Source organism: Rhodococcus sp. APC 3903, from assembly GCF_030407755.1.
GTDB classification, from domain to species: Bacteria; Actinomycetota; Actinomycetes; order Mycobacteriales; family Mycobacteriaceae; genus Rhodococcus_F; species Rhodococcus_F erythropolis.
This window is the reverse complement of the sequence record NZ_JASDCV010000030.1, coordinates 43,336-52,523: the sequence shown is the minus strand read 5'-3', so window position 1 is coordinate 52,523 and position 9,188 is coordinate 43,336. Positions and strand designations below refer to the sequence as shown.

Sequence of the window (9,188 nt, the reverse complement as noted above, 5' to 3'; positions counted from 1 at the left end):
AGGTGCTAGTGTCCTATTAACGGACGTGGGGGTTCAAGTCCCCCCTCGGACACTCGAATACAGCAAAAAGACCCCAGCCTGATCAGGTTGGGGTCTTTTTGCTGTGCGCCTTTATTAACCCCCGGCGGTTAATAAAGGCGCACAGCAGAGGGGCGATTTGGGACCTGGCGATGGCATCGGATACTCTTTCCCAGCACCGAGAAATCGGGGCCGAGTCCGAGTGGCGGAATGGCAGACGCGCTAGCTTGAGGTGCTAGTGTCCTATTAACGGACGTGGGGGTTCAAGTCCCCCCTCGGACACTCTGTGTTGAGACAGACAGGAAAAGCTCCGGTTCATCGAACCGGAGCTTTTCTCGTAATTGGCGAAGTTCCCGCACCAGGGAACAGTCCGCGCGAGCGGCGATCGAGATGGAACAGAAGTTCGAAGTGGATACAGACACCAAGAAGTCGGATGCACTGCAGGCAGATTCGCTGGAAACAGCCGATTCAGAATCTGCTCGAGCCGAACTCACCGGCCTCGACCCCGCAGAACTCGAAATCTGCCTGAAGGTCCTTTCCGAAGCCGCCGAACTCGACGACGAGCATCCCGATTCGATCACCATGCAGCGCGCTGTCGGCCATCTGTTCAAGCGACTCAAGAAGAAGCGCCGCCTCGCCTCGCGCGCAGCCGTCAACGAAGCGGACCGCCAAGTAGTCGCCGCGACTGCCACAGGTTCACCCGATCGCATCGACGACGAGACCGCAGGCATTCCGATCAAGTCGAACACCGCCGGCGCTTCCGCCGGCACGCTCATCAAGGCGCGACCGTGCTACATCTGCAAGCAGCGCTACACCGCAGTCGACGCCTTCTACCACCAACTGTGCCCCGAGTGCGCTGCCACCAGCCGCAGCAAACGTGATGCGAGCACTGATCTGACCGGCCGACGCGCACTTCTGACCGGCGGCCGCGCGAAGATCGGTATGTACATCGCGCTGCGCCTGCTGCGTGACGGCGCACATCTGACCATCACGACGCGATTCCCCAACGACGCGATCCGCCGATTCAAGGCGATGGAAGACAGCAACGACTGGATTCACCGTCTGCGCATCGTCGGCATCGACCTCCGCGACCCCGCCCAGGTTGTTGCACTCGCGGATTCCGTTGCCGCACAGGGTCCGCTCGACATCCTCATCAACAACGCCGCGCAGACCGTCCGACGCTCCCCCGGTGCCTACGGCGCTCTGGTTGATGCCGAGTCCGGTGCGCTTCCCGCCGGTGAACTGCCTGATGTCCTGACCTTCGGCAAGACGAGCGACGCCCACCCCGCGGCTCTGGCCGGATCGCTGTCGGACGTCGCAAGCATCACCTCCGGAAATCTGTCCGCCGACGCGGTCAGTTCACTCGCACTCGTCGCCAAGTCGGCTTCACCCGATCGCATCGAGCAAGGCATCGCCATCGACGCCGGCGGGCTGCTGCCGGACCTCGCGCACACCAACAGTTGGGTCCAGACCGTCGAGGAAGTCGATCCGATCGAGCTTCTCGAAGTCCAGCTCTGCAACTCGGTAGCGCCCTTCATCCTCGTTTCACGCCTGCGCCCGTCGATGGCCGCGGCAGCTGCGCGACGCAAGTACGTCGTGAATGTCTCCGCCATGGAAGGCCAGTTCAGCCGCGCGTACAAGGGCCCTGGCCACCCGCACACCAACATGGCCAAGGCAGCACTGAACATGCTGACCCGCACCAGCTCCAAGGAAATGCTCGACGACGGCATCCTCATGACCGCCGTCGACACCGGCTGGATCACCGACGAACGCCCGCACTTCACCAAGATGCGGTTGGCCGACGAAGGTTTCCACGCACCACTCGACCTCGTCGACGGTGCCGCCCGCGTCTACGACCCCATCGTTCAGGGTGAACTGGGTATCGACCTGCACGGCTGCTTCCTCAAGGATTACAAACCCTCGCCGTGGTGATAGGCGGCACCCCGCAGTGGTGACAGGCAGCACCTAGGCGCCCCGATGTGGCGATCTCGTCACCGCCAAACCCCCGTGTCGAGTAGCTCAATTCAGGTAGGGCACAGCATTGCAGGCGATAATGGACTGCGAACCTGCTCACCGACTCGGAGGAACCATGACGATCGCCGTCGTACACAAGGACAGCCCGGAAGGCCGCGCCGCAATCGTGGCCGCCGCACGGGAATCCGTGGGTCGAAGCGAGGAACTGCTGGTTCTGCACGTCCTGGACGATGTCAACATCGGGGACACGGCCGACACCGGAGACACCGAGGACGATCGGGCCGCTCTTCGCGGCGAGATTCAGTCAGCGCTCGACGCCGGTGGATTCTCGGAGACGAAGTGGGATCTGCGCACCACCGAGCACGACGGCGATCCGGTGACCGCGCTCGTGAACCTGGTCCACGGCGCGGGTGTCGATCTCCTGATCGTCGGAACACGCCGGATGTCCCCCATCGGCAAGTTCCTCCTCGAACGCCCGCTGCAGCGTCTCCTGCTCGAAGTGGAGGCTCCGATCCTCGTCGTCAAGGAACCCCTCCCTGCTGAGTGACCACGGTCACATCACTTTCGAGTGCGCGTTTGTAGGCTGGCTCCATGACTGGAACCTCGCCCGCCCGAGAACTCGACATCATCGTCTACGGAGCGAGCGGCTTCGTCGGAAAGCTACTCGCCGACTACCTCGTCAAACATGCTCCCGAAGGCACGAAGATCGGCCTCGGTGGCCGCTCCCTCGAGAAGTTGGCAGCCACTCGCGCCGATCTGGGTACCGCCGCGGCCGATCTCCCCCTGATCATTGCCGACGCCGACGACGCCACCGCATTGAAGGCGCTCGCGCAGCGAACTCGGGTCGTCGCCACCACGGTCGGCCCGTACGCCAAGTACGGTCACACCCTTGTTCACGAATGCGCCTCCGCCGGAACTCATTACGTCGACCTGACCGGTGAGGTGCTGTTCCACCGCGAGAGCATCGACGCCAACCATGAGCTGGCGGTCTCGACCGGCGCAAAGATCGTCCATTCCTGCGGATTCGATTCCATCCCTTCCGATCTCGGAGTTCACGTCCTCCACGAGAAGGTCACTGCCGACGGCGCCGGTGAGCTCACCGACACAACGCTGGTGGTCACGGCGCTGCGCGGCGGAGTGAGCGGCGGCACGATCGATTCGCTTCGCAACCAGATCGACGTGTCGAAAGACGATGCGCGCCTGCGGAAACTCGCTGCTTCGCCGTATTCATTGAGCCCCGATCGTGACCGGGAGCCCGACCTCGGACGACAGAGCGACGTGAGCGTGGTCGACGGCAAGAAGATCGATCCGTCGTTGAAGGGTTGGAAGGCACCGTTCGTGATGGCGTCGTACAACACACGAGTCGTCCGTCGCAGCAATGCGCTCCGAGAGTGGGCGTACGGCAAGAAGTTCAAGTACAGCGAGGTGATGAGCGTCGGCTCCTCGGTGGTGTCACCGGTAATCGCGGGCGGTGTCGCAGTCGGCCTCGGCGCGCTGGTCGCCGGACTCGCTCTACCTCCGACGCGTTTCCTTCTCGACAAGGTATTGCCTGCACCCGGCGAGGGCCCGAGCGAGAGCACCCAGAAGAAGGGGCACTTCACGCTCGATGTGTTCACCACGACCACGACCGGCGCTCGATACACCTCACGAGTGAAGGCGAAGGGCGACCCGGGATACAGCGCGACGGCGGTAATGCTCGGCGAATCTGCGTTGTCATTGGCGAAGGACCACAAGGATCTCCCCCCGGCCACCGGCGTTCTGACTCCAGCGACAGCGCTCGGCGACGTCCTGGTCGAGCGTCTACGCAAGGCCGGTTTCGAGATTTCCGCGCGCAAACTCTAGACAGAACGAATTTCACTTGATCGTTTCAGCTCTTTGCGCCCGATTATCGCAGCTCAGGGCGCGGACAGCGGTGGGAATACTCCCAGGTAACATTGATGTTGGTTCATGGCATCCATATGTGGTGCTCCGCTTTCGGAAAAGTGAGGCTATTCATGACTGAGCGCGTTCAGGTCGGCAGTCTTCAGGTTGCCAAGGTTCTCTACGACTTCGTGGTCGAGGAGGCTCTTCCCGGCACCGGTGTAGACGCCGAGACGTTCTGGGCCGGCGCCGACAAGGTCATCACCGAGCTCGCACCGAAAAACCGCGATTTGCTTGCCAAGCGTGACGATCTGCAGGCTCAGATCGATCAGTGGCATCGCGATCATGCCGGCGCTCCCATCGACGCTGCCGCATACAAGGCGTTCCTGCAGGAGATCGGCTACCTCTTGCCGACGCCTGCCGAGTTCTCGGTCACCACCGCGAACGTCGACACTGAGATCACCTCGACGGCCGGCCCGCAGTTGGTCGTGCCGATCCTCAACGCGCGCTTCGCTCTCAACGCGTCCAACGCCCGCTGGGGTTCGTTGTACGACGCGCTGTACGGCACCAACGCCATCTCGGAGGAGAACGGCGCCGAGAAGGGTTCCGGCTACAACAAGGTCCGCGGCGACAAGGTCATCGCCTGGGCGCGTGAATTCCTCGACGCGGCAGCACCTCTCGCGTCGGGGTCGCATGCAGATTCGACCAAGTACGTGATCGACGGCAGCGAACTGAAGATCACGTTGGCAGACGGTACGGTCACCACCCTCGCCCAGCCGGAGAAGTTCGTCGGCTACCTCGGCGAGAAGGACGCACCGACGAGCATCCTGCTGCTCAACAACGGATTGCACGCCGAGATCCAGATCGACGCGTCCTCCCCGATCGGCAGCACCGACGCCGCCGGTGTCAAGGACGTCGTTCTCGAATCGGCCGTCACCACCATCATGGACTTCGAGGACTCGGTCGCCGCTGTCGACGCCGACGACAAGGTTGTCGGTTACCGGAACTGGTTGGGCCTCAATCGCGGTGATCTGTCCGAGGAGATCAAGAAGGGCGCCAAGTCCTTCACTCGTACGCTCAACGGCGACCGTAAGTACACCGCCGTCGACGGCAGCGAACTCAGCCTGCACGGTCGTTCGCTCCTGTTCGTCCGCAACGTCGGTCACCTCATGACCAACCCCGCGATCCTCGATGCCGACGGCAACGAGGTCCCCGAGGGCATTCTCGACGCTTTGATCACCAGCACCTGTGCAGTGCACGGCCTCTCGATCAGTGACGCCAACGGCCCGCTCGACAACAGCCGCACCGGCTCGATCTACATCGTCAAGCCCAAGCAGCACGGCCCCGAGGAAGTTGCCTTCACCACCGAACTGTTCGGCCGCGTCGAGCAGGTCCTCGGGCTTCCCGAGAACACGCTCAAGGTCGGCATCATGGACGAGGAGCGTCGCACGACAGTCAACCTCGCTGCCTGCATCAAGGAAGCCGTCGACCGCGTCGTGTTCATCAACACCGGCTTCCTCGACCGCACCGGCGACGAGATCCACACCTCCATGGAAGCCGGCGCGATGGTGCGCAAGGCCGAGATGAAGAAGCAGAAGTGGATCGGTGCCTACGAGGACTGGAACGTCGACACCGGACTGGCCTGCGGCCTGCAGGGCAAGGCGCAGATCGGCAAGGGCATGTGGGCCATGACCGAGCTGATGGCAGACATGCTCGAGCAGAAGATCGGCCACCCCAAGGCCGGCGCCAACACCGCGTGGGTTCCTTCGCCGACCGGCGCAACGCTGCACGCGACGCACTACCACCGCGTCGACGTGTTCGCTGTTCAGGACAGCCTGAAGGGCAAGCCGCGTGCGAGCGTCGACGACATCCTGACCATCCCGCTCGCTCCCAGCACCGACTGGACGGACGCGGAGAAGAAGGAAGAGCTCGACAACAACTGCCAGTCCATCCTCGGCTACGTCGTCCGCTGGATCGACGCGGGTGTCGGCTGCTCCAAGGTTCCCGACATCCACGATGTCGCGCTCATGGAGGACCGCGCCACCCTGCGCATCTCGAGCCAGCTGCTCGCCAACTGGCTGCGTCACGGCATCGTCAGCGAGAGCGACGTTGTCAGTGCACTCGAGCGCATGGCGCCGGTTGTCGACCGTCAGAACGAGGGCGACGCCGAGTACCGCAACATGGCACCTGATTTCGATTCCAACATCGCGTTCCAGGCTGCCAAGGAACTCATCCTCGAAGGCGCGAAGCAGCCCAGCGGATACACGGAGCCGATCCTGCATCGCCGCCGCCGCGAGTACAAGGCTGCCAACGCCTGATTTCACCTTCTTCGAACTCGAAGCTGAACCCGAACAGCCTCGGCACCGCTACCGGTGTCGAGGCTGTTCGCGTAGGCCCCGAAGATTCGTCACTAGACTGGCCGAGGACACAGTCCGTTCAGCAGACATTCTTCGAGTGACCAAGGTAGGGCAAGGTACGTGGGCGAACATCGCGGCGGGTCAGGCGCCAGAGGTATCAGCAAGGGGCCGATTCTCGTCGTCGTGCTGATCGTCTTGATCGTTGCAGGCTTCTTCGGGTGGAAGGCCCTCAGCAACCGGATCGACGATCAGGGCCAGCAGGCAGCAGGTACGTGCGTCGAAGGCAACAAGACACTCGACGTCACTGCGGATCCGTCCATCGCCCCACAGATCGAGGAACTGGCCAAGCGGTACACCCAGACCTCTCCGGTCGTGCGCGATCACTGCATCGCCGTCGTGGTGCATGGTGCGCCGTCCGCGTCGGTCTCGACGGCACTCGAAGCCGGTCCGGCGGCATCCTGGGACGACGCAGCACTGGGACCGCGTCCCTCCCTTTGGATCCCGACGAGCTCGCTCGAACTCGCGCCGCTGGCGGGCAAGGCCGTGATCAACGGTGATCCCCGCTCGCTCGCGAGTTCCCCGATCGTTCTGGCAGCCGGCCCCGAGACCGCGGCAACATTGGTCGGCGCAGCATCGAGTTGGAAGTCATTGCCTTCGGATCTGACAGTCGCCCTGCCGGTCGGAAGTACCGAAACCTCGATGGCCGCACAGGCGATCGCTGCCGACGTCGCCGATGCGGGTGCCGGTCCGGTCACGACGGATCAGGTGAAGTCCGCGCAGGTCAACGCTGCGCTCAGTGCGCGGGCGTTGCAGTTCCAATCCTTGCCGACTCCCCCGACGTCCACCGCCGAAGCCCTCGGAGCACTGAGCGCCGGAACACCGGATTCGGTGAAAGCCGTTCCGGCCACGGAACAGTCGATAGCGCAGAGCGCGAACGCGGCGATGACGACGTACTCCCCCGCCGGCGCAACGCCAGTCGCGGATTATCCGGCGGTCATCGTCTCGGGCAGCGGGATCGACGAAACCGCCTCGCGCGCAGCGGCACAGTTTGCCGATTTCATGCGTGAGCCGAATCAGTCACAGTTGTTCGTCGGCGCCGGTTTCCGGGTCGAGGGTCAAGATCTTCCCGATCTCGGTGCGGTGTCTCCGGCCAAGATCTCGTCCACGTTGAAACCGGCTTCGGCCGAAACCGCAGCTGCGCTCGGTGACATCGTCGCCAATCCGGTCTCTCCGCGTAGTGCCACCATCCTGATGGACACGTCAGCGTCGATGGGTACCGACGACGGTGGCACTACCCGCTTGGCGAACGTTGCCGCGGCAGTGAACACGCAATTGGGTCGCAGCCCTGACGCTTCGGACATCGGCCTTCGCGAGTTCAGCACGGGCACCGACGGAAAACCGTCCGAGCGCATCCTGGTTCCGGGCGGTTCACTGTCCGAGCCGAATCGGCGTGCCACCATCACCGATTTCCTCAACGGGCTTCGAGCCGGCGGAAAGACCTCCAAGTACCCGGCGCTTGCCAGTTCGTACAAAGCCGCGGTTGACGGTTTCGACGCGGGACGAGTCAACTCGGTGCTGCTGATCACCTCGAGTACACCTGACGAATCCACCACGACGCGAGCCGAACTGCTCAGCGCGATCGCCGCTGCGGGCAATCCGTCGCGTCCGGTACAGGTCGACGTGATCGTCGTCGGTGCGGGCGACGACGTCTCCACACTCCAAGACGTCTCGGATCGGACCGGCGGAACCTTGGTTCGCGTCGATTCGACGTCCGACCCCGCTCTCGCGGCCACAGTGACCAAGATGCTGTCCTGATGGGGCGCGTCGCGGTTTTTGCAATCCTTCTCGCCCTTCTGACCTGGTTCCTGCACCGCCGACTCGTTCGCGCCACCGGCATCCCGAGGCGATGGGCTCGTCTTGCCGACACTGCGCTTGTCGTCTTGGCGGTCTCGACGCTCATCGGGGTCGGCAGCGGCGAAATCTTCCCGACGTCCTGGGCGCGACCGATCGGATTTCTCGGATGGGTCTGGCTGGCTTCGTGGCTGTACCTGATTCCCGGACTGCTCGTGATCGGCCTGTTTGCCGGGATCAGTCGACTACGTGCACGCCGCACGGATACCACGACCGAAGTCGACCCGGCCAAGCGTCGTACGTTGCAGTTGGCTACAGCAGCAGTCACTCTCGCGGCGATCGGCACCGCCGGCTACGGCGTCTACGAGGCGTCGGGCCCCAAGATTTCACGCGTCCGCGTGCCGCTTGCTCGCCTACCTGAGCGCTTCAACGGATACCGGATCGCCTTGATCACCGACCTGCACGTGGGACCGGCCCGCGGGGTCGACTTCACCCGCAAGGTGGTCGAAATCGTGAACTCGCAGAATGTCGATCTGATCGCGATCGGCGGCGATCTCGTGGACGGCACCGTCGCAAAAGTTGCTCCCGATCTTGCTCCGCTCGCCGATCTTCAGGCGCCGGACGGAATCTTCGGAGTCAGCGGAAACCACGAGTTCTACGCGGACGACGGTGGCAAATGGCTCGACGTGTGGGAAACATTGGGGATCACCACACTTCGCAACAGCCGCGCCTCGATCCAGCATGACGGCGACACCATCGACATCGTGGGCATCCACGACTACACGTCGCCGGCCCCGTACGAGCCGAACCTTACTGCCGCGCTCGCAGGTCGCGATCCGAATACTTTCGCCTTGCTTCTCGCGCACGAACCGCGTCAGGCGATCGAGGCGTCCGAGATGGGTATCGATCTGCAGCTGTCCGGGCACACTCACGGCGGTCAGATGTGGCCGCTGAGGTATCTCGTTCCGCTGCAGCAGCCTTCGGTGCAAGGCTTGGACAGGGTCGGAAACACAGTGTTGTACACGACGCGTGGCGCCGGGGCTTGGGGCCCGCCGGTACGCGTCGGCGCACCGCCGGAGATCACCGTTCTCGAACTCGTACGCGAGAGGTGATGATCTCCGGCGCGCA

Annotated in this window: 6 protein-coding genes and 1 tRNA gene; all 7 read left to right on the top strand. The window is 63.5% G+C overall.

Features of this window, described 5'->3' with window-relative positions; all coding sequences use genetic code 11:
• Positions 1-214: 214 nt before the first annotated feature.
• Positions 215-300: transfer RNA gene (locus QMA15_RS28950), tRNA-Leu, on the top strand.
• Between the two features lie 108 nt (positions 301-408).
• Complete coding sequence (locus QMA15_RS28945; protein ID WP_020907830.1) at positions 409-1,950, top strand: SDR family NAD(P)-dependent oxidoreductase; 1,542 nt, start codon at positions 409-411, stop codon at positions 1,948-1,950.
• Positions 1,951-2,107: 157 nt separating this feature from the next.
• Complete coding sequence (locus QMA15_RS28940; protein WP_020723653.1) at positions 2,108-2,539, top strand: universal stress protein; 432 nt, start codon at positions 2,108-2,110, stop codon at positions 2,537-2,539.
• Between the two features lie 44 nt (positions 2,540-2,583).
• On the top strand, positions 2,584-3,834 hold the full coding sequence (locus QMA15_RS28935; protein ID WP_283384352.1) for a saccharopine dehydrogenase NADP-binding domain-containing protein: 1,251 nt from the start codon (positions 2,584-2,586) through the stop codon (positions 3,832-3,834).
• Positions 3,835-3,986: 152 nt separating this feature from the next.
• Positions 3,987-6,170 (top strand): malate synthase G, encoded by a 2,184-nt coding sequence (locus QMA15_RS28930; RefSeq protein ID WP_019748551.1) that lies wholly within the window; start codon positions 3,987-3,989, stop codon positions 6,168-6,170.
• 159 nt (positions 6,171-6,329) lie between these two features.
• Entirely contained in the window at positions 6,330-8,024 is a 1,695-nt protein-coding gene (locus tag QMA15_RS28925) for a VWA domain-containing protein (protein WP_279164098.1), read from the top strand.
• Complete coding sequence (locus QMA15_RS28920) at positions 8,024-9,172, top strand: metallophosphoesterase (protein WP_279164099.1); 1,149 nt, start codon at positions 8,024-8,026, stop codon at positions 9,170-9,172. Before QMA15_RS28925 ends, QMA15_RS28920 begins: the two co-directional genes overlap by 1 nt.
• Positions 9,173-9,188: the final 16 nt, after the last annotated feature.